Origin of the sequence: Cysteiniphilum marinum, assembly GCF_014857925.1 — a bacterium.
Taxonomy (GTDB): Bacteria; Pseudomonadota; Gammaproteobacteria; order Francisellales; family Francisellaceae; genus Caedibacter; species Caedibacter marinus.
The window spans coordinates 12,159-33,600 of the sequence record NZ_JACYVZ010000030.1 but is presented as its reverse complement, the minus strand read 5'-3'; the positions used below and the strand labels follow the sequence as shown (position 1 = coordinate 33,600).

Sequence of the window (21,442 nt, the reverse complement as noted above, 5' to 3'; positions counted from 1 at the left end):
GCAATTCAACAGGTAATACCATATCCAATTTCGTGAGCATTTTAAGTTCTTTCGGTTTAAGTTAATATCACAAAATTATAACAGATTTAACCCGTCCAACGGAAATAAGGATTGAGCCCAATTCTGCTTCTTAAAAAGCAGCTTCCCAGCAAGGGTTATTTCTGTCTTTATAGACTTCTTGACAGTATCTGAATTATTTAAATATGGTTCTTTCATAAAAATGAAAGTTATTAATAAAATCAAAACCCCTACTATTAAATTAGATACTTGAACAGCGACTCCTGAATTAAAAGTGTCAAGTATATGTCTACCAACTACGTTACCGCAATATCCGCCTAAAAAAGCAATTGATATACAGATACTTACCGGCAAAGCAATACTATTATCAGAAAACCATTTCATTGATACTTTGACACAAGAAATCATAGTAAAGGCACCAGAAAATCCTATTAATAGCATACAAATATAAGCAATTATAGTATTTCTAGATATTATCATTAGTCCTATACATATTATCATAATTAATAATGCTGATGAGATTATATATTTTGATTTGTATTTATCTGATATAACTCCAGCAGGAATAAACATAACAACATTTCCAATCAAATACATTGCAGTAAATGATCCGTAAGATATTAATTTATATCTATCAATATAAAATTCGATCAACGTGTTGTTTAATGATAACTGTATAAACCAATAGAAAAAGAAAATTGCTGATATAATGACAGACACCCATGCATGCACTTTATTATTCTTCAAACTACAATCCTAGACTATACGTTAGATTTTATATTTTACTTCTTTTAGATAAAAAATTAAATCTGTCTATTCTAATCTTAGATAGATTAGATCTATTTCTTTATTTTATCTATTAGATAGATTACATATTGATGAATAAAAAATAACCAGAATTAAGAATAGATATAATTAACTTGCTTTATAATTGTCTATATGCCTTATTATATAGGGATTTTCGTTCTATAATTTTCTCTTAAAAGAAAGAAAAAGACGAGTTAAAGAAAGAAAAAGACGAGTTAAAGAAAGAAAAAGACGAGTTAAAGAAAGAAAAAGACGAGTTAAAGAAAGAAAAAGACGAGTTAAAGAAAGAAAAAGACGAGCTAAGGAAAGAAAAAGACGAGTTAAAGAAAGAAAAAGACGAGTTAAAGAAAGAAAAAGACGAGTTAAAGAAAGAAAAAGACGAGTTAAAGAAAGAATGTCAAAAACATCTTTCTTTATTATTTTTATTGAGATAATATCTATGCTACAAGGTGATTTTATGAATCAAAATGATATGGAGATTAAAGAAAGCTTTTACTTATCTGAAGTTTTGTATGGTCTTAAGACTCAACAAGAATGGTCTTTATATGAAATAAAAATGATTTTAATGTTATTATCTAAGATCAGTGACTATAGAGTTTATATTAAGAAAACAGATAATATTATTGATATAAACGATGATATTGTATTGGATCAGTTGAAAAATGTTCCTATGGAGTATAAGTTGAGCAAAACTGATTTTATGAATTTTACGAATATAAGACATGATAATTTGGCTAGAGAAATTAAAAAAACTTGTTTTTCTTTGCTATCAAAAGTAATTGACACACCCAATCCTTTACGTCCCAATGATACCAAATCATTTAAGATGTTTACATGGTTTACTGATGCAAACTATAAGGATGATGAAAGTTATATTATATTAACAGTAAATAAGGAAACTCTAAAAAGACTTGCTGTTTTTACCAGGTATGCAACCATTACGTTTCAATATATAGCACCACTAAAAAACAAACATTCTTTATCACTCTATTTGGTTTGTAAAATACTTCAAAGCCAGCATTACAGTAATAAAGTTCTTAAACTTTCAATTAATGAACTTAAAGCTAAATTAGGTCTAGAGAAGAAGTATGTGAAAGTAACTCAGTTGAAGGAGTATGTTCTAGATGTTGTTTCATCAGAGATAAATGATAAAACTGATCTTGTTTTTGATTATGAGCTCCATAAAACGGGAAAACGATTTACTGACATAACCCTCAAATTCTCACAGAAAAAAGACATCAGCAAGCAATTAGACCAACCAAAACGTCAGCCTCAAGAAATAGAACATCAAGCCTCAGATGCACCGCTTAATCTTGATGTTAATGACCAAGACATAATTATAGCCGCACAACTTCAATCATATGGTATACCTAGAAATAAAGCGCTAGAGTATGTTACAACCTATGGTGTAGATACTTGTAAAATTGGCATTGAAAAGCTACTAGGTGAGATTCAAAAAGGCAGAGACATAAAAAATATCAGCGGTTATCTTGTATCTTGTATTGAAAATGCTGGTAATAATTCAAGCTCGCAAGAAATTAAAGCAGCAATGGATGCTGAGGAAAAAATAAAACAGGATAGAAAAAATCAAGAGTTAGTACGATTTAATGAGTTTGATGAGTATATATATAACAATAGGGAACCAATCGCTACACTGCTTCTAAGACACCAAGAAAAGGAAAAGCTTATTGATGATGTAGAGATTGATATGCTTAGGTGCCTTAAGAGAATAGTTAATGAGTATGACGATCTTGCGAGCATACACCCCTACTATTTAAAACTAAAATTTAAAGATGATTTTATAAACTATGAAAAAATTCAATCTGTTGTTGACGAATTAGAAGTTGCTAGCAAGGAAGAAAGGATTGCAAAGCTTAAAACAGATTTGGAAGCTAAGAAAGCAGAGCTTGAGGGTGTGAGTGGCAAAGCTAAAGGATTGGTTGAGAAAGAAATTACTATGTTGAAAGTTGCTATTGCTGACTTAGTGTAGACTGACTTTAGTCACGCGCGTGACTACCTTATAATAATTGTTGAATATTCAACAGTATTGTGTAATAATGTTTTGTGCCTAGACAATTTATGGAGAACTTACATGGGTAAAGTTATTGGAATAAGTCAATCTAAAGGTGGAAGTTGTAAAACAACCACAGCGATTAATTTAGCAGGGGCGTTAATAGAAATTGGCTATAAAGCAATTGTTTGCGATATGGATAAAGATAAACCAGACGCTATAGAATGGTCAAAACAAGGAGATGATAGGGAAAAAGGAATTAAATTTGTTATGCCATTATTTGATGAAACTCCAAGTAATCGCATTCAGGAATTAAAGAATCAATATGACTTTATAATTCTAGATACCCCGCCAAATTATATGCAAGCTGCATTTAAAGCTATATTATTATCAGATTTAATTATATTACCATGCTCACCAAGTTTTTTAGATCAAAACAATTTATCTAGTGCTATTGAGTTACCTAAAATGAGCGGAAAACCTTTCAAGTTGCTAGCTTCTAAGTATCAAAAGCGCCACCGTTTAAGTGAACAATTATTAGATCAGTTATCAAAAAGTGGATTGGCTTTACAATCAATAGTAACTTCCAAAAGCGTTGTTATGGAAGCTGCTTTTTATGGTGAATGGGTGGGGACTTTTGCTAAAAGTTCAGATTCTCATAATGAATTTATAAAACTTGCACAGGAAATTGTAGGACTATATTAATTTTGCATATATTTTGGAGTTAAGATGTTTGATTTAAGTAACAGTCTAAAAGAGAAAATGGAAAAATATTCTAAGGAAGAGGGGATACTAAATAATATAGTAGAGATTGATGCAAGTAAAATTGATACGTGGGAGTATAGAGATAGAAAAGAATTTGAGCTTGGCGATATTGACCAACTAGCTAAAAGCATTGAAATGAATGGGCAGGTTCAACCCATAGTAGTTACCCCGCAGAATAGTGACATAAAAGCAAAGAGCAATGCTGATGCGCAATATATCGTTATTGCAGGCTATAGAAGATGGTTAGCATGTAAGAAGAATGGAAAAAAGGTTAGATGTTTGGTAGAAAATGATATAACTGTCGAGCAAGCTATATCATCATTGTTGGCTGAAAATGAAAAGGAAAGTATATCTGATTATTCTAAGGGTATGTTTTATTACTCTGTCTTACAAGGAGAAAAAATTACGCAGAGTAAGTTGGCTGAAAAAATTGGGATGACACCCACATCATTAAAAAATTACTTAAGCTTTTCTAGGGTTCCAGGTGAGGTTTGGGCTGAAGTTAAAGATATGAGCAAAGTATCTAGTAGAACATCGGCAGAAATAGCCTCAATAAGTTCTTTGGGTAAAAAGCATATAGATGCATTAATAGCTATTGCTGATAAGATAGCGCTGGGATATGGAGAGAAAAGAATAAAAAAGTTAGTGAACGACTATTTAAAAAATAAAAATACAGACAAGGTAACAAAGACCATAAAAAACTTTAGTATTAATGGTATGGAGTGTATGAAAAATAATGGAAATGAAATATTAATAGATATATCAAAAATTAATATTGATGCTGAGAAATTAGCAGTCATGATAGAAAGTAATATTAAAGATTTGATTTAGTCACGCGCGTGACCATAATGGAAAATCAAGATATGGATAATAGAAAGAAAACCTATATCAAATCACAAAAAAAAAGGTCTGATAATATGAAGGAGTTTGGTTATACGCAAATATCGGACTGGATAAAAAATGAAACAAAAATTGCCCTTGAAGAGATAAAAACCAAACATAATTTAAGAAGAAAGGGTGAGGCTATAGACCTTTTGGTTGAATCTTATCTCAAAGAATAATAAACTTTTTATGTAATAAGTACAATATAGCTAATCATAACCGACTGATAATATATTTTTTTTGATTATCTGGGTTTTCTCTATTCATATCGTGCAATATCTCAGAAATCATTAGGTCACTATATTTTGATGTTATTATACTGATGCTATCATCACTAAACCCAATCAATTTTAATTTAGATGATATTTGTGTATCACCTTGTTCACTAACTTTTTGATCTACTTGGTCTAAAAACTCTATTGAAGATCCAGTTGTTGTTTTAATTGCTGGGTCGTATGTTTTATTTTGCCATTTGAAGTAATTGCAGATATTTAACAAGATACCGTAGTAACTTATTAGTAATAATGCTAAGTAGTAGTATTGGTTAAAATTGATCGTGTAATCAGTTGCGTTAACAGTAATATTTGGAAATGGTAAAATGTGGAAACTATTGCTTGTTGAATTAATGCCTAGCCCCCACCAATCAAAAATATAGTGTGGTGGAAAGTCAGGTAATCCAAAATTAAAATTTAATATTGATAGCACATGTGTTAGAAGCGTCATCATAAATATTAATGGTAATATGGTATAACCGTAATAATAGACTATTTTAAAATAGTAGATGATTGAGCCAATGAGTGCTATTGCAATAGCAATTTTTATGCTTAACCATGGAATCCAAAAAAGGTAATAGGTTGCTAAAAGGAATGCAATTAAACATGAAGAAAAGACAATACTCATGTTTCTAGGTGTACCATAATCCTTGTTTTTTTCCATATTTTTTTTACTGGCAAACATTCCTAAGATATGGGTTTCTTTATCATTTAACATGGTGGGCTTGGTATATGCAATTAGAATTGACTCAATAAAAACAGCAATGACAAATATAATTAATAGGAGTGAAATTAACCCTGTTATTATTTCAATATACCAAGCCCATCCTAACCATTGATTAAAAAGATAAACAGCAAAGGCACCTAGAGATTTAATTGCATTTAAAAGTTCCATTTTTCTTTCCTCAAATATTCTGCCCTTAGTTTATCAACTTCTTTAGTGCTTGTTCAATTTGATCTTGAGAGAATGTAAAGCTCTGATCAAAGACGATGGTATTTTTAACCCATTTACCAATAACTTGGCCATGATCAGTAATAATTTCTTTATGATCATCAATGTCTTGTTCGCCATGAACAATCTCATTGACGAGCTTCTCAATTTTTTTACAGCCTGCGCCTTTACGGATGTCTTCAGCGATTTCAATTAAAGCAGCGATATATTCATCGCCTTTACGGGCTAATAGAGCGATCACCTTTGACGATCGGCAGCTCACCTTACCCATATTGATCACAGCATCCCAAATTTGCTGTGGCACCTTATTAAACGATAATAAGTCGTATACTTTTTCTTTTGAGCAATGCAGGTAACTTGCGATTTCAGCAACCGTTGTTTTATTGCTATCCAATAGCTTCTGAAAATGAATGCCCCTGGAGTAATCTGAGATGGGTTGTTTTTCATTTTCGCGCAGCTGAAGGAAATAGGCCTGCTCGTCAGAGATGTCTTTAACAATGGCTCTTAAATCAATATCGAGCTCAAGGCATGCTTTCCACCGTCTGCTGCCAGCAATCACTTCATATTGGTATTGCGCATCATTTTTAAGTGGTCTGACCATGACGGGTTCAACCTGACCATTTTTTTTGATGTCCATGCCAAGGGCATGAATGTCACCAAATTCAAAGGCAGATCGATCGGCAAATTCCCAGCGCTTACATTGGCTTGGATTAATTTCAATAACTTCCATGATGGTTCCATGTAACTATTTATAGTGCTATATTTATCATTATATAAATAAAATATCAAGTGATTAATTTAAAATATCTTTTATTAATTATCTGTACGCGCGAACAGATTGCTTTAGAACTTCTTGTAGATCGCTTTAAAATGCCTTTTATCGCTATTTAAAATAGTAATTAATATCGCTAAATAATAATTATATGAAAAATATAAAATTAAAAAATAAATAATCCCAATGGTAAATCAAAAACAACGAGACCGAATAAGTGCGATGATGATCTTGCTTACTTGGCAGAAGGGTGGGTGCACTTATGAAGTGTGTCGAGTTGTTGTGTGCTGGAAAGTGTCGACAACGAAATTGTGGTTATGAAGTATGATTGACTTTACAGTGTATGATCCACGTTGAAATATTGCTTGGCGATAAAATGGATTGAACCCACCACGGTTGCTTTGTGATACTCACTCAATCCTGATGCGATGATGTCACCACCTAAACGCACAATATTGTGGAAACGTATTTTCTCGTACTCCTGGCCAAAGAGGGCGAAGAGTTGATCACGCTTACTACTGTGGTATTCATAATTACGCGCATTAAAAACCGCAGAACCGATTTTATAAAAATCATGCTCTTGCACATTACTCTCAATTAACTCGATTGCCTTTTTGCAGATTGCTGTTGCAAATGATGAGTTTATATAATGGCAGACCTTGTCTGCTGATAATTTACAAAATGTGCATTGTGGTTTTAAGAACAACTCAAGGTTTGCTTTTTCAAACGCAAGACCTATTAAGAACTTTTGCCGTGAGTCTTTTTTACGTTCACGTACTGAAAGGGTGGTTAACTCGGTGCGCTTGCGGTTGAGTCTGATGATGACTTTTTTACTTCATCATCCAATTTGTTTAGCATCTCTTTATCTTCTTTATATTTTTCGGCAATGGCTTTAAACTCTTTTTCGATGATATCATCTTCCAGATCAGTCACGCCATATTTGAGTGCCAACTTACCAACTTTATCAGCGCGATCTTTGTCAATCTTTGCTTCCAGTTTTTTAAGCTCATCGATTTGCTTTTGAATATCCGCTTTACGTTCTTGTGGTGTCTTTTTCTTGGCAGCCATCAAAACTTCCTTAATTTTAATCTGATTATGACAGGTCTATGATAGCAGCAAAGGACTCTTATGAAAACATGAGCGTAGCGAATTCATTAGAACATTAGGTTGTGACCAGATCGGCATCTTGGTTTTTGCGTTCCTAACCTAATGCGCACTTGTGTAAGTCTTGCGACTTACTGTGCGATCTGCTAAAGTACAGGGTATCAATATAAGGATTGAATTGTACTAGATGGCGATTTATCACTACTCCCGAAACTTCGGTAAGCGAGCAGAAGGCTTTAATGCGGTATTTGCCGCAGCTTACATTCGTGGAGAATCAAAAAAGTGTATACGCCTAGATAAGACAATTGATTTTAGTGATAAGAATCACGTTGTTTTCAAAAAGAGTTATTTGCCTGAGAATGCTCCTGAATGGGTAAAAAAGTTTGATCCAAGTAAAGAGCTATCTGATCAAATATGGAATCGCATAGAACTTATTGAAAAGCATCCACGTGCGCAACTTTGTTTTCATGATGATGTTTCTATTCCGTTGGAATTTAGTTTTGCTGATGCCAAAGAGTTAGTTGATGAGTTTGTTACAAAGTATATTGCTATTGATGGCATGTTTGCTGATGTTGCCATGCACTGGGAAAAGAACAATCCGCACTTTCATATTTTAATGCCCATGCGTCAATTAACTGAAACAGGTTTCAGTAACAAGATGCAATTGAAGATGGGCGAGCTTAAGGAAATGTATCTTAAGGTTAGAAGTGAGTGGTCTGAGTGTGTCAATGAATTTGCAAAGCGCAAAGGTTTAGATGTTCAAATTGATCATAGAAGTTATATTGATCGTGGTCTTGATTTGGTGCCTATGAAGAAAGTTGGCAAAGCTAAACATATGAAAGATAGCGAACATCAAAAGTATAAACTAGCGCAAAATCAATTAATCAAAGCTGAGAATTTATTAAAGATTCAAGACAATCCAGAGATCATTATTAAGAAGCTTGAGCAGGAACATGTTTGCATTGATTCAGCACATGTTGAAGAGGAGTTATCCCGTTTTGCAGTACCGAATGACGTGTTGAGTATTGTTAAAAGTCAGCAGCATGAAAATACAGAAAAAGAAGAAAAAATAAAAGAAAAGATAAGTGAAAATATAACAGAAAAGACAGAAGAAAGTGCAGATGAGGCGCTAGGGAAGGGTGAACAAAATGAAGCTGTTTCTCCTTTTTCACCTTTACCATTGGCAGCTAAAACCACAAATGACACTGACACTGCGCCTAAAAATCCTGTCAATGGTCAGTTACCTTCTCATGATTCTGCCGCAAAAATAGCTGCTGACTCAAAAAATAGCACTTCCTCGATTGCTCAAAATAGTGTGATTTCTAGTCTATTCTCTGACATTAAAGGTGATGTTGATAAGTATACGGTAAGTGCTCATCAGGCAGATTTGGTTAATAATCAAACTAGCTCACCGCTTTCACAATCTGCTTTGACATATCAAGTGATTGAAAAACTCGAAGCCAATCATGGAATTTTTAGTGATAAGCAGATCAAAGAATCAGTTTTTGAGCATGATGAGGTGGGTACACAAAACTTTAATGCGGTGTATCAGAAGGTTATTCAAGATCAGAAACTGGTCTATTTGGGTGTTGGTATTGATGGCAGAGACAGCTATACTACCAAGCTGCATTTTGATAAAGAGCTCGATTTGCGTGATATGGCCAGGACGCTTAATAAACGTAAAGGCTTTCATGTTTATGATACTGACATTGCCAAAGTATTAAAATCTTATGATTTACGCCCAACCCAAGAGCAGTCATTACGTCATTTACTTCAAGGTAAATCGATTGGTGTGACCGTTGGTTTTGCTGGTACGGGTAAGAGCTTTATGATGAAGCTTGCCAATGAGATATGGCAAAAAGCGGGCTTTAATGTTGTCGGTACGGCGCTATCTGGTGCGGCAGCTGCTGAGCTTCAATCTTCTTCTGATATTAAGTCACATACCGCAGCCTCTTTATTGTATCAGTTAGATAAAGGGCATTTACGTTTATCTAAGCGTGATATTATTGTTGTTGATGAGTTTGGAATGCTGGCACTGGATGATGCGCATCGCTTGATGAAGCATGTAGTGCAAGCCGAAGCGAAGCTTGTTGGTATTGGTGATGATGAGCAAACGCAGCCGATTGGACCAGGTGCATCGATGCGTTCAATCATTGATGAAGTTGGTGCTTCTAAGATGACGGATATTATTCGTCAGAAGAAAGACTGGCAACGTGAGGCAACGGTTCATTTTGAAACGCAGGATACAGGTAAAGGTTTTGATCTTTATCAATCGCATGGCCATGTTCATTTTTATGATCAGGGTAAAGACAAACATACTGCGATGCTTGAGCGCTGGCAGTCACATCTTGATGCTGGCGCACCACTATCTGAAGTGATGATGTTAGCGCATAAGAATGACAGTATTGATGCGCTTAATAAGATGGCGCGGGAGCGATTAGTTGGACAAGGAAAGCTTGACGGTGGTGTGCGCTTTAAGAACGACAATCACAAGCAGCTAACCATTGCTGTTGGTGAGCGTTTATTGTTTACGCGCAATGATAAAAAGCTTGGTGTTAAGAATGGCTTTATGGGGACGGTGAGTGCTGTTGATGAAAATCACGTTACTGTGACGCTTAAATCAGGGCAAAGCATTACGTTTGATCCGGCTGCGTATAATCATTTTAACTATGCCTATGCTGCGACAATTCATAAATTACAGGGTGCTACTTTTGATCATACGCTTGCTGATGTTGACTCAGTGGGTTGGGATCGTCATTTGTTTCTGGTGGGTGGTACACGTCATCGAGAGAACTTTGATTTATTTGTTGATGGTGAAACCTTTAATGATCTTGATCATGTTAAAGAAGTGGTTACGCGCGGTGGCTTAAAAGATCATATTTATGATTATCCGGTACGCTTTGCGATTAACCGTGGGTTTGATGGTGAGCATATTGCGGAGCGTGCCGCAGGCTTGGTTTCTAAAACAGCGGATAAGTTACATGATGCCTGGCTATATTTATCGAATTATCAGGCTTATGTTGAGAAAACGCTAGCACGTAAAGAAGCAGCTATTAGTGATGAACAGCGCGAGATGCTACGTATTCGAGAAGAAGCGCGAATTGTTGCCTCATTTGCGGATAAGCGTATTGAAATTGCCAAGTTATCTAAAGCCATTAATGAGGCATTGGGTGAGCGTACACTGGCTGATGCGCAAAATGATCCAGAAGTACAAGGCTTGTGGGATGATCTTTATCAGGCGCAAGTTGATCATGGTGTGTTAGCTCATCGCATTAAAAACAACACCATTGATCTGACGGAAAGCTTACATGCGAATCGTATCACCAGTGCCACACTTAACAAGGCGTATGATTTTTATGAAAAGCATGAGCAAATTCACGCACTTGCTAAAGCTTATACACTTAAGCAGCTATGGCAGCCAGAGCAAGCGGCTAAGATCATTAATGATCTGAGTAGTTATCAGCGGCATATCTTTAAAGCTTTTGATACAGAGACGCAAGCATTTGACTTTATCAATGAGCTACGCAATCAGGCGGCGAATGTTCAGTATGAAAAAGCCTTTGCGCACTTTGGTGTGGAGTATCGCGTCTTTATCAAGGATGCCAGAGATTATATTCAACGAAACCATGCGCTTTTTGAAAGCTATGCTGAGCTTCGTAGTCTGAAATCATCAAGTAATGATCATCTTGGTAATGATGAGAATGAGAATAAGCATAAAGAAAAAATTGAGGCAGTTTCAAGGCGTTGTGCTTTATTAAGGCAATCGAGAAATGCAGTTGCTTCAACCTTAGCATCTTCTGATGTTGCAAAAGAAGTCGGTGACTTTTTCCGAATTGACCAGGCTAAGCTTGGGTTACATGCTATAGAGCATAAAACCGCAAATGATCTGATTGATCGCTTTAGGTCATCTGATGCATCATTCATTGGTCAGATCATGACAGCGCATCAGATCAAATCACAATTTGCGATGATGAGTGGCTATGTTGAGCATGCTTTTAATGATGGCTGGAAGGATATCAATATTGCTAATTGGCACTTTGATAGACGCTTACAGGTTTTAAGAGGCACCAAAGCATATCGTCAATCAGTCAATGTGATTAATGATTATCTGACATTGGCAAAGCATGCTCGATCAAACTGGCAAGCATTTTATCGCGTAGCTGATCAACAGAAAGCTTATGCTTCATCTACCTCTATCTCTAGCTCATTTACTTCACTTAATGATAAAGAAAAGGGTGCAGATCAACATAAACATAAACATAAACAATCCAATGATCGCAAAGACATTTTACGTCAAATGGCGCAGCATTATGCTTATCAACGTGATGCGCTGGCATATGATATTGTACAAAATCTTGATCAGTATAGTGGTGCCATCGATTTTGCGAAGATTGATCTGGAGCGATTACGTGAAGCTGCGGGTAATTATGATCGTGTGCGTCGTTATCAATTGGCTTTACAGCGTGTATCACGCTTTGAAGAAGCTAAAGCGTTGTTAGCAGATGGCAAGCGTTATGGTAATCACTTACAGGCTGCTCATGTTTACAAACAAGCGAAAGCGGATGTAAGAAAGCTTGAGAAGGTGACATTACTTCGTGAGCTGTCTTCAGCAACCAAGCATCAGGATATACATTTAGTTAAAAACTATCTTGATGCGTCTTATCAAAGCTATCGCTATTATAAGAAAAAGCAACATGCGTTTGATGGTCATGTTTATGTTGATTCTGTGTTTAGACCAAAGCACTTACAGGCTTACGCTAACACCTCAGTGCAATTTGCCAGACAAGCCGATCGTTATGCTTATGCGCTTGTTGAGCAGGGCGTTGATTACCAATCTATTCTTAAGCATCAGATCAAAGATGAGTCACGCTTAAAAACAACGATTGAGCGTATTGAGAAAGCGCATACCCGAGAGACTAAGCGTTTAGAGATCGAAGCCTATTTGAATCCAAAAACACCGCAAGTACAGTTAGAAAAACTGGCTTACCAGTTTACTCAGGATAGTAAGGGCTATTATGGTCTAGCGCGTGAGACAGGCTTATTGTGGTTGCCACTTTATAAGATGGCACTGCCTGAGAAATTGCGCCAGGTACGCGCGACATTAAATGCCGCTGATCAAGCAACCTTTGATGCGATTACTGAACACAGTGATATTTGTCGTACGGTTGCGGATAAAACGAAAGAACTCAAAGTGCTTGAAGCACAGTTGGTTGAGCTTAGAAAAGCGACTAACGTGGGTAAAGAAAATATTGAAGAGGCTGCACTTAAAGCAGAGATTGCAAGCTCTAAAGAGAATTACTATTACACCATTGCCGTACGTAATGAAATGGCTTACAAGCTTGCGCAAAAAAATCCTGAGCTTTTAGCAACTGACGCAGAAAGTCAGAATCAGTTGCGTGATAAGTTCCCGCACTTTTATTCAAAACGTTTTATTTATCATGTTGGACTGCATGAAGCGCGTCTTGCAGCTAAAGATCGTATTGATACCTATCTACAGTCAGGTATGAAGGACAAAGCCATTGCTTATGAGATTATGCAAAATCTTGGTAAGCATATGTTTTATCTGAAAAATCATAAAGATTGTGATATTAAAACCATTTCAATACAGGCACTTGAACATCAATATGCCGAAGGTCTTAAAGCAATTAATGACCCGCAAAAAGCGTCTGTTTATCAAGCGTTGGCTGATTACGATATTGCAATGGAAAAAACCAAGCAGGCATGGGCGCAAATTCGTCAAGTGAGACGACTTGAAAACCCAACTATTAATATTGCCGAGCTAGAAGCTAAAGCAGTTCATCTGAGCGATATTAAAAATGAAAAAGCGCACAAAGCTTACGTTAGTAGCGGTCAATTTAAAGATGAGTTATTGAAAAACACCTTTAAGCGTATCGATGTGCTCAAGCTCAATAAGGCAGCACATAGCCATCAGTTAGTGATTGATGTTGGTGAATACCGCAAAGTTAAAGACCAGGATAATCAGGTCTTAGCGCAAATGTTGGCGCTTGATTTATCATTAGATTATGGCAAAGGACAGGTCTATAAAGCCTTTAAAGCACATGCTACTGATTATCAGAAAGGCTACTATATTGATGCGATACGCGCGCGTGAAATCGAATTTAAGCAATCTTTAGGTGCTGATCAGCGACCGCTATATGATGAGGTGTTGCGCTATGTTGATGCGGATCGTCGTTTGCGTTATGTGAAACATCCTGGTGCTTACCATGATAAGCTTTTACAAACGCGCCACAGTTTAGCTGTTCAATTTAGCAAGTGGCCATCACGTTATGAGTCGATGCTGCAATTTGAGGAAGTCAAATGGAGCCAGGTGCAAGCGTATAGTGAGCGTGTTCCGGTTCTTAATCATCTTAAGGCAACTCATGCAGCGAATGAAATTGCACCTGCAAATAGTGCTTCTTCTAACCTTTCTACTGCGCCAATGCAGCCAAGAGAGGTGACGCGTTTTGATGTAAAAGCGATTAACAATGCCATTTATGCTCGTTTAGATGTTTATGATTATGCCTTTGGTCAGCCAATGAAAGCGACACAGGATTATGTGTTATATGAACATGATCGCATGGTGATGTTAAGTGGAGAGAAAAAAGGTCAATGGTATGATCCCGTCAAAGATCAATATCGCCAACCAGCAGATGCGTTCAGAGAAAACTTCCCGCAACAAAAAACGGGCATGAGTCATTTTGAGATGGCGGCTATTTTTGCAGGGCTTAAAGTTGAAACGGTTAAAACCACTGAAATTTATGATCCACAAAAAATGGCGGAACAACGTGAAGCAGAAGCGGCAAGAACACGTGCTGCTGAAATTGCCAAAGCGCAAAAGCTGTGGTCTGCGACTGTGCCATTAAAAGACACTTTAGCTGAGCGTTACTTAAAAGAGCATCGTGCTATTTATCCTATTCACACAATGCAAATGCGCTTTTTACCTAAGGGTGCGTGGGTCTATGAACAAGATGGGCAAACGCTCACCAATAAACTGCCAATGCTCGTGGTTCCTGTCTACGGGAAAGAAGGCTTAACCGGTGTGCAGCGTATTTACTTAGACCCAAAAACAGCAGACAAGCCAAGCTTTATGGATACCCCTAAATTGACGTTGGGTGTTATTTCTGGCTCAGCAGGTTTTGTGAATATTGCTGCTGAGAAAGGGCAAAAAGGACGACTATATATTGCAGAGGGTCCAGAAACCGCAGCATCAATTGCGATGGCTGATCCCAAAGCCACCGTTTTAACGGCGTGTGGTTCGGCAGCTAATATTGGTAAAATGAAAGATATGATTGAGCGCTTTAACCCTAGTGAGGTGATTATTGCAGGGGACAATGATGGTGTGACATCACAATCTTATGCTTTGACGTATGAGGCGCAAGCTGCATTAAAAGCGCAGGGGATCGATGCGCGAGTCATCTTGCCACAAAATATTGAAGGCTTTAAAAAGACCGACTGGAATGATGTCCTGGTACACCAGCATGTTGATGATATTTCTGAGCAAATGGGATTAGATCGACTACATAACCGTGTTGACCGAACACAATTGCAATTAAGTCAATCTGCACCTGGCATTTCGCAAGAAACTAAAGATGCGATGTCTATGTATGCCAAGCGCTATATGGCAAATCGTGACGAGTTTATCGATGGTGATGCGTATATCAATGACTGGTTGCGAGAGTATTCAGATGAAACGCTACAGGCACATAAATCTGATATACAGGCATTGGTTAAGTATGAGCTTGATTACCCTGGGGAGCGTACAGACTTTAATTTAACCGATGATAAAATTGAAGCTGTTATTGCCAAGTCAGGCAGCCCAATGGCCTTATCCAGTGTGGCAACGATGATAGATATTTATGCAAGACACCACAGAGATAAAGTCCAGCAGCAATTATCTAAAGCCAAAGGACAATCACAATCTCATGATGAGGGTTATGATGTTGGTGAATAAGGTTGATAGATAGACTTGGTATTCATAAAAGAAATGAGTGAGCTAAAATTTCGAGTAGCACTTGTGTTAAAAGATGAAGTTTAAATTTCTACAACTAATTCTCACTCATAGCGTCATCTTTTTTAAAAAGGTCATAAACTTGTACAGAAAAAAACACAATGCCAATGATTACAACGCATCCTGCAAGCGTATATATAACATATTCAGTATTTACATTAAAATATTCAAATATTGAATAAGAAATTGCAATTAGCACATAAAATGAAATAGCAAAATTAAGCTTAGGATTATCAAACCCTACTACCAATAATATGAAAAATACAGTTAGTGCCAACGACCATAATGTAGTTATTATTATCATTTTTTTATTTCCTTTTTTATAGATCTGGTCGTGAGTCTATGAATGCTCTCTCTTTGTATTTTTTAAAAATTCTACCGCACAAAGTTACGACTGCTATTACACCAATAAAACCAAGCTCCAGAGACAACTCTCTCATGAAGAAAATGCCTACAGAAGTCACTATTGCAACGATAATTAATGCGAACTCGACAATTGTAAAGTATGGTCTGTAAATATAATTTCTAATCTGCTTGTAAGTCCTTATTTTTTTATCAAGGTACTTTTTATTCATATTGTTTACTCTGTTCATTCTTATCACCTTTAGAATAAAGCTACTTAATTTGGTGTAAAATCTATCATTTTAAGAAGCAATGACAGTTACTAGGTTAGTATGTTTTAGGGTTTTATTGGTTTCAGTATTTTTAAGTTTAACATTGACATCCAATCCTTTAAAAAACTCATACTCTAATAATTCCACAAAATAGTGTTCTGCTTGTGCTGCATCATCAAAAGACCGTGTAAATGTATTTAACGCATAATGATTTTGTGCATTTTCAATCGATACCTGATATTTTTTCACTGTATACTCCTGTTTTATAGACTGTTTATAAACGTTCATTTCATTGATTTAATTATTATAAATGGCAAATAGACATTAATCAACAATATATTGACATACATGAATAAAAATACAATCATATAGACATTAAAATTTATATTTTATTTTTAAATGAGTCTATCTTACAGTGAATTTACCCGTGCTATTCAGCTGCTGGCTAAAGATAAAAGCCAAAATATACGATCAATCAAGGACTTTTGTCAGGTGACAGGATATAGCTATGACACTGTTTTAGGTTGGCGTAAAAAACCACATGTGCCACCTGTGGCGCAAAGCTGGCTCAATCTTTATCAGGAAAATCTTTTGCTTAAGCGGCAAAATGACGCGTATGGCGTTTTATGCGATGAGTTTAAAATCCTGTCGTCTGCTATGGAGGCTATACCAGAAAACAGTCAATTGCTTGATAAAAATGGTAAAAATAAGCGTAAGAATAGTAAATCCGCTCAAAATAAAAACAAGTAAAAAGTAAAAAAGGTGAAAATGATATACTCAGTTTAACAAAATCATGTCACACATTGAGGAATTTTAACATATGCTTATTTTAATAGCGTAGATGCAAAGCATACTTGCTCGAAAAGCATATGTTAAAGTTTTCCTATTTTTCAGATCATTATTTTCAATGCAGCTTGAGTTTTTTTATTTTTTTTATTTTTTCAGTTTCTTTAGTAGTACCAATCATAATCATTCATGAAGAAATATAGCTCATCGTAGATTTCTTCATCCGTCATATTGGTGGCTAAAAGCTCCTGCATGAAACATCTGATATTTTTATTAGGCTTATGATGGTAATCAGACTCCCATTCTCTTATTGCTTTATGCGGGAAAATCTCATTACCAAGGGTATTGATAATACTGTGTGTAAAATCAATCGCCTTTTGCATATGTCTGATATCAATATATTCATCTTTGGTATGTGGTTTGTAATAACCACAAGATAGATTCATACAAGATACCTCAACAATACCCTGATCAGACAGAGTAACGACATCCGTTAAGCCGCCAAGCTGTGAAGTGTAACCATAATTTTGAGCAATATTCTCAACAGCGTTGATAAAATCATCACTGGCCATGATCGTGCCAGCGCCATTAAAAATAAGATCCTCATGTCCTTTGCGATCCAGTTGGATTAAGTAGCTTGCATTCAGATAATCACTGTCTGCATGACTTGAGCCAATACAGCCAACTTCCTCATCTTTAAAGAGCGCAACACCTATATCCAGTAGATCAAAAAGTTGCAATGCTGCAAACACACCGACACCATCATCAGCACCCAGGTTGCATGGTTTCCCATGGCGTGTGCCACTGATGATTTGTGCGTAAGGATCAACAATGATCTGCTTAGCAGTCGGTTGCTCATCCACGGTGTCAATATGTGCGACAAGATAGGGTTTCTGCTGACGAAAATCACGATTAAGGTAGAGATTACCATATTCATCCTGATGAAAGTATTTGCCATATTGTTGCTTGATATATGCTGCCTTGGCATTTTGATTGCCAAGACTTAAAATGTTGAATAAGCGCTGTAAATGTTTCATGGGCGCGCTCCTTCAATACACTTTGGACATATATCACCACAGTCAAAACGATAAATATCATCTGTGTGGACATAGCTAGTACATTCATCACAACATACATAATCGTTATCTAGACAATCTTGGCAAACATAGCGATCACCTTGGGCGGGTGTGATTTTATCCCGATGTACGTACTCATCACATTGATCACAGCTGGTATAATACTCATCAAAGCAATCATCACACACATCCATATGATCAACATATCTGATCTGATCGCTTGAGTAATGGGTGTCACATCGTTCGCAGTATCCTAAGTTGTTATGATACCCATTGGTAGATGTGAGCTCTGCATCATGGTTACAATCATCAAAACAATTGAGTTCACCATTATAGGTATTAAGATACTTAAATGTATCCATGTAAGGATAATGATGATATTCCTCTTGTTTTAATGTGACTGTCTGGCATACAGAAGGCAGAGTGCTATTATTGCAGACCCAAGATTCTGGCGTATCCATATTGTTATTGCTTTTGTAGTACATGCCATTTTTTTGGGCATAGGCTACAATCGCTTCTTCAATATAAGATGATGTGCCATAGCGTCTATCACAACAAGTCGCACCACTATCAACTTGCCAGGTGATTGCTCGACCTACCAACTGACCATCATTATCCTTGGCAACAAGACAACCAATGGCAGGCTCGTTGTCATAGATTTCAAACCAGTTTTTGTTACAGCCTTGCATACAAGATGATCCCAGTGAGCCACCATCAGGTTTTGGCAAAGCATAAATTGCTGCAATGCCTTCACTGATGTGACTTATTGAGATATCTGGTGTATTAAAATGTTGCTCAAGTTTAACAATCATGCTTTCAGGTATCATTACACCTGTCGCAGTTAATGCTCTTCTAACTGTCGTTTGTACGGCAAAACTGCTTCTTAACGCCTTAGAGCCAACATTATATGGCAATAGCAGCTCCATAAAGATGGGGTTGCTATTAGGCAATGCTGATGGAAGGATAAATCGATTCAAGCGAGCAATTGGGATATAGGCTAATCTACTTTGATCATTGTTTAATCCTAGAAAAGCTCCCTTGCGGTAGATCGCAATCTTATCATCAAAAGTGATATTTTCGATGGTAAACTCAGGATCAAGATGCTTTAGTAGGTGGAGAAATTCACTGGATACTGCATTAATTATCTCAGGTAATTTCAATGTTTTATTATCTGTATTTTGTGACATGGTATTCTCCTTATGTCATAAAACAGGGAGAATACCCCCTACAGGGAATGTTCTCCCTGTAGGGTTATCACGTCAATAAGACGCATTTATGTCACATCACATAAGAAAAGTATTGCAAATAAATCATATCGCCATATAATTAACTTACATTCTCCTTATGGATGTGGGTTACAAAGCAGTTGTGAGCTCAAACAAAACTGCTTTGTGATACTTCTTACTTTATTTCACTATTATCAACTTCAACTTCATTAATGAACGTTGCCACAAAGTGGCTAATTTCATTAATGTCAGACAAGGGTTTTGGCTTCCAGTTGAGATCAATTAGAACACCTGCGATTTCTCTGAGCTCATGAATACTAAAGTAGCCAAACTCAGTATCGTGACCTGAAACAAGTGCAAATACTTGTAACTGTTCATCACAGATATCTTTTTCGATCACATACCAGTGCCATCCAGTCGGATGATAGTAGTGCAACCAGGCAACTTTATCGGGTATCTTTTGACTTTCCGTTTGGTAGGTCTCTGGACACCTCTCTAATGCTTTTTTTAAGTGATCAAGTTGAGGTTGATACTTGACGATATTATCGTAGATAAGCGTTGCTGCCTGATATTTGGGAATAAAATAAAAAGCTTTGTTTTTATTTATGGTCATTTTGTCATCTCCTTAAGATTAGGTTTACTCAGTTTGTAACCCTTTAAGGAGATAACAATCCCTTGAGGGATTAACATCCCCCAAGGGTTATTTTATTTATTAAAACATCTATGCAATCAGATACATAATCTTCTCAAATACGGTGTAATTGAGATGGGCTGAGTTTTAATATTTTTTATATTCAGCATTTTTTCATAGGTATTTGGTTGCGTTGGTTCGTCATTCTTTATTTTTTTTATTTGCGCACGATCGAGCATCAAAACTTTTGCTGTACGTAACGCTAATGATTGACCTTGATGTTTATGTTTCATTGTATTTCTCCTTATAGTTTTGGCTAATGGGAGACGTACAATGCCCACCAGGGAGTTGCTAGTCTCCCTGGTGGGTTGGTTGTTTTATAGAATTATTTAACAGCTAGAGAAGTATTGACGACATAGCTTGATATAAATTCAATAGAATCGTTATCAATTTTAAAAAGCGCATTATAAATATCATCAATCGTGTCCATTTGATCTAGTGTTTTAATCTCACAATTGATGTATCTATGTAGTGTGCTTGAAAGTGTTTCTGTCGCATAATCCTTGTTTGCTGTAGTGACAAGCTTTTGCCATCCTATTTCAGCTGCAAGAACCAGCTTATCGATAATTTTAACACTTACCGCATCACATAACGCTACAGCAGAGATACAATAAGAATAGTTTTCCAATGTCATCTCGCTTTTTTTGCATAGATCGAGCACTAATTTAAATGAACTCCGAATAAGGATTTCAAGTTGCTTAGTGACATACTCAATATCATCTAAATTATCTAGTCTGTTACTTCCTATATTTTGCATGGTATTCTCCTTATGGTAAAAATTTAAAAGTTACGATGTGGGAGAATAACAATGCTCCCAAGGGAGTAATGCTTCTCCCTTGGGATGATAATTGTGTGATTAAAGATGTGCTTGCAGTATGATCGCAGCGGCGATAGATAGACCTGCAATTAAAATAGAAACGATGACATTTCTATTTTCTCTGGTGAGTCTTTTTTCCATGGCGACACTGTTATCGGTCATACGCTTTTCAACTGCATGACTAAATGCTGTCATCCGTTTTTCAACAGATTCCAAATGTTTATCATGCTGTTTGAGCACTTCTTTCATTGCATCAGTTAACATAGAATCGACCTCATGTTTAGCATAAACATTTTCAATCTTTACATTGGCGATAATATCAACCAACTGTCGCGATTTCTCGTGCGGTAGGTCAATATGTATCAATGCTTCATATAAAGATAGTCTATCATATTTAAGTTGCATACGTTCTCCTTTTGTTATGGATTAGACAACAGCCAGAGAACATTTGCCCAGCGGACAAAAGCCCGCTGGCTAATACAATGATCACACAATAATTAATGTGTGACATTCAATTGTTAAACATCACGACTATACCTAAGCAGGGTATAGGCATCATCAATAGCACTTTATAGTTACTCCAGTTATTTACGCTGACTCTTCACTACAAAACATATAAGCTACTCAAGCAATGCAAGGTC

Annotated in this window: 20 protein-coding genes; 6 read left to right on the top strand and 14 right to left on the bottom strand. The window is 36.4% G+C overall.

What is annotated here, in order from left to right; translation table 11 throughout:
• Positions 1–75: 75 nt before the first annotated feature.
• Positions 76–765: an MFS transporter gene (locus IE867_RS11315; protein ID WP_192484827.1), complete on the bottom strand. Its 690-nt coding sequence runs from the start codon at positions 763–765 to the stop codon at positions 76–78.
• Between the two features lie 517 nt (positions 766–1,282).
• Between IE867_RS11315 and IE867_RS11310 the strand changes: the two genes are divergently transcribed.
• The 4 genes from IE867_RS11310 to IE867_RS11295 all read left to right on the top strand — a co-directional run bounded on the left by IE867_RS11310 (position 1,283) and on the right by IE867_RS11295 (position 4,662).
• Positions 1,283–2,815 carry a replication initiation protein gene (locus tag IE867_RS11310; RefSeq protein ID WP_192484826.1) on the top strand — a complete coding sequence of 511 codons (1,533 nt, stop codon included), beginning with the start codon at positions 1,283–1,285 and terminating at the stop codon, positions 2,813–2,815.
• 102 nt (positions 2,816–2,917) lie between these two features.
• Complete coding sequence (locus tag IE867_RS11305; protein ID WP_192484825.1) at positions 2,918–3,541, top strand: ParA family protein; 624 nt, start codon at positions 2,918–2,920, stop codon at positions 3,539–3,541.
• Positions 3,542–3,565: 24 nt separating this feature from the next.
• On the top strand, positions 3,566–4,432 hold the full coding sequence (locus tag IE867_RS11300) for a ParB/RepB/Spo0J family partition protein (protein ID WP_192484824.1): 867 nt from the start codon (positions 3,566–3,568) through the stop codon (positions 4,430–4,432).
• Positions 4,433–4,464: 32 nt separating this feature from the next.
• The gene (locus IE867_RS11295) at positions 4,465–4,662 is read left to right on the top strand and encodes a DUF2683 family protein (protein ID WP_192484823.1); all 198 of its coding nucleotides are present in this window, start codon (positions 4,465–4,467) and stop codon (positions 4,660–4,662) included.
• 34 nt (positions 4,663–4,696) lie between these two features.
• Here IE867_RS11295 and IE867_RS11290 read toward each other — a convergent pair whose 3' ends face one another.
• From IE867_RS11290 to IE867_RS11275, 4 genes are all read right to left on the bottom strand, one after another.
• Complete coding sequence (locus tag IE867_RS11290; RefSeq protein WP_192484822.1) at positions 4,697–5,650, bottom strand: hypothetical protein; 954 nt, start codon at positions 5,648–5,650, stop codon at positions 4,697–4,699.
• Between the two features lie 25 nt (positions 5,651–5,675).
• Positions 5,676–6,437: a ParB/RepB/Spo0J family partition protein gene (locus tag IE867_RS11285; RefSeq protein WP_192484821.1), complete on the bottom strand. Its 762-nt coding sequence runs from the start codon at positions 6,435–6,437 to the stop codon at positions 5,676–5,678.
• A gap of 376 nt (positions 6,438–6,813) precedes the next feature.
• Positions 6,814–7,065 carry a hypothetical protein gene (locus tag IE867_RS11280; protein ID WP_192484820.1) on the bottom strand — a complete coding sequence of 84 codons (252 nt, stop codon included), beginning with the start codon at positions 7,063–7,065 and terminating at the stop codon, positions 6,814–6,816.
• A gap of 203 nt (positions 7,066–7,268) precedes the next feature.
• The gene (locus IE867_RS11275) at positions 7,269–7,547 is read right to left on the bottom strand and encodes a hypothetical protein (protein ID WP_192484819.1); all 279 of its coding nucleotides are present in this window, start codon (positions 7,545–7,547) and stop codon (positions 7,269–7,271) included.
• 223 nt (positions 7,548–7,770) lie between these two features.
• On the opposite strand from IE867_RS11275, the gene IE867_RS11270 reads away from it, so the two are divergent.
• Complete coding sequence (locus IE867_RS11270; RefSeq protein WP_192484818.1) at positions 7,771–15,534, top strand: AAA family ATPase; 7,764 nt, start codon at positions 7,771–7,773, stop codon at positions 15,532–15,534.
• Positions 15,535–15,628: 94 nt separating this feature from the next.
• Here the strand turns inward: IE867_RS11270 and IE867_RS11265 are convergent, their stop codons facing one another.
• The 3 genes from IE867_RS11265 to IE867_RS11255 are packed head-to-tail and all read right to left on the bottom strand — an operon-like array spanning position 15,629 to position 16,454.
• A complete protein-coding gene (locus IE867_RS11265) occupies positions 15,629–15,895 on the bottom strand; it encodes a hypothetical protein (RefSeq protein WP_192484817.1) in 267 nt (88 codons plus the stop codon).
• A 16-nt stretch (positions 15,896–15,911) separates the two neighbouring features.
• Entirely contained in the window at positions 15,912–16,184 is a 273-nt protein-coding gene (locus IE867_RS11260) for a hypothetical protein (protein WP_192484816.1), read from the bottom strand.
• A 51-nt stretch (positions 16,185–16,235) separates the two neighbouring features.
• Positions 16,236–16,454: a hypothetical protein gene (locus IE867_RS11255; RefSeq protein ID WP_192484815.1), complete on the bottom strand. Its 219-nt coding sequence runs from the start codon at positions 16,452–16,454 to the stop codon at positions 16,236–16,238.
• 150 nt (positions 16,455–16,604) lie between these two features.
• Here IE867_RS11255 and IE867_RS11250 point away from each other — a divergent pair, with 150 nt between their 5' ends.
• Positions 16,605–16,955 (top strand): hypothetical protein, encoded by a 351-nt coding sequence (locus IE867_RS11250; RefSeq protein WP_192484814.1) that lies wholly within the window; start codon positions 16,605–16,607, stop codon positions 16,953–16,955.
• A gap of 200 nt (positions 16,956–17,155) precedes the next feature.
• On the opposite strand, the gene IE867_RS11245 is transcribed toward IE867_RS11250, so the two are convergent.
• The 6 genes from IE867_RS11245 to IE867_RS11220 form a co-directional block, all read right to left on the bottom strand.
• Entirely contained in the window at positions 17,156–18,028 is an 873-nt protein-coding gene (locus IE867_RS11245) for a M20/M25/M40 family metallo-hydrolase (RefSeq protein WP_192484813.1), read from the bottom strand.
• Positions 18,025–19,254, bottom strand: coding sequence for a hypothetical protein (locus IE867_RS11240; protein WP_192484812.1), 1,230 nt, complete (start codon positions 19,252–19,254; stop codon positions 18,025–18,027). The genes IE867_RS11245 and IE867_RS11240 overlap by 4 nt, the downstream gene beginning before the upstream one ends.
• A gap of 214 nt (positions 19,255–19,468) precedes the next feature.
• On the bottom strand, positions 19,469–19,906 hold the full coding sequence (locus IE867_RS11235; RefSeq protein ID WP_192484811.1) for a hypothetical protein: 438 nt from the start codon (positions 19,904–19,906) through the stop codon (positions 19,469–19,471).
• Between the two features lie 116 nt (positions 19,907–20,022).
• The gene (locus IE867_RS11230; RefSeq protein ID WP_192484810.1) at positions 20,023–20,217 is read right to left on the bottom strand and encodes a hypothetical protein; all 195 of its coding nucleotides are present in this window, start codon (positions 20,215–20,217) and stop codon (positions 20,023–20,025) included.
• A 92-nt stretch (positions 20,218–20,309) separates the two neighbouring features.
• Positions 20,310–20,741: a hypothetical protein gene (locus IE867_RS11225; protein WP_192484809.1), complete on the bottom strand. Its 432-nt coding sequence runs from the start codon at positions 20,739–20,741 to the stop codon at positions 20,310–20,312.
• A 99-nt stretch (positions 20,742–20,840) separates the two neighbouring features.
• Entirely contained in the window at positions 20,841–21,206 is a 366-nt protein-coding gene (locus tag IE867_RS11220; RefSeq protein WP_150468816.1) for a hypothetical protein, read from the bottom strand.
• Positions 21,207–21,442 lie beyond the last annotated feature (236 nt).